The organism is Sulfurovum sp. (assembly GCF_041562805.1).
GTDB lineage: Bacteria > Campylobacterota > Campylobacteria > Campylobacterales > Sulfurovaceae > Sulfurovum.
In genome coordinates, this window is sequence record NZ_JBFFOH010000294.1 from 1 (window position 1) to 1,033 (window position 1,033).

Genomic DNA, 1,033 nt, shown 5'->3' on the forward strand with positions numbered 1-1,033 from the left:
ATGTTAGTAGCAAGTTCAGTACCTGCAATTTTCATTGCCAAGGCTGTTGCATCAAATTGAACAACTGTTGTATTAAGGTCTTCAAGAACTTTAATATCGTCTTCAGTAAGAACATCATGATCAGTATTAATAATGATCAAAGAGTTTGGCTTTAGACCTGTATAAAAAGGCATTGTATATGATTTACCGTGTGTTACAACTTGTGAGTGGTAAATCATAATAATGTCAGGGTAAACAACTTCACCCACTTCATAAATCGGCTCAGATGAAGCTCTAACATAAGCTTCAACCGGTGCCATACGCTTTTCAGAACCAAAGAATGGTACCAAAGATGCATATTTACCTGCATTATCCATAGTAGAACCAAGGATGTGGGCAGTAGTTACAACACCCTGTCCACCGAGTCCTGAGATTCTAATGTTATATCGTTCTCTTTTCTTTTGCTCAGCCATATTAAACCACCTCTGCTTTTTTTGCTCTTTTAGCCGCTTTTTCTTCGCCTTCTACACGCTCGATTACTTCTTTAGCAGCATCAGTCATATACTCGTAAAATTGAAAACGAGTTTTCTCTTTATCTTTCGCATCCTGGAATACATCTTCAGTAGGAATAGAGTACTCAATGTTACATGAAGTATACGCATGAATAAATGTTGGACCTACTTCTCTAGCAACAAAGATCGCTCTTCTAATGACCTTTGCAGCTTTTTTGATATTAGTAGGAGACATTCTAACGATATACACACAACCAGCAGCTTTTGCCAACTCAGTTGCAGGCATTTTCTCACCTTTTTTACCTAGTGGAGACATTTTTAAGATAGCACCCTTAGGTGACATTCCAGACTCTTGACCACCAGTATTTCCATAAACTTCGTTATCAAGCATGATCGTTGTGAATTTTTCACCACGGATCCATGAGTGCATAGTCATAGAGAAACCAATATCCATAGTACCACCGTCACCGGCAATAGTAATAACATCTTTTTGCTTATCAGGAAAACGCAATCTAAATGCACGTGTTAGGCCAGAAGCCATA

Annotated in this window: 2 protein-coding genes; both read right to left on the reverse strand. The window is 38.3% G+C overall.

The features are described 5' to 3' along the window. A partial coding sequence (locus ABYK33_RS15895; protein WP_373034300.1) for a 2-oxoacid:acceptor oxidoreductase family protein occupies positions 1 to 452 on the reverse strand: 452 nt, incomplete at its 3' end. Between the two features lies 1 nt (position 453). After that, positions 454 to 1,033: thiamine pyrophosphate-dependent enzyme (locus ABYK33_RS15900; protein WP_373034302.1), on the reverse strand; the 580-nt coding region annotated here is incomplete at its 5' end.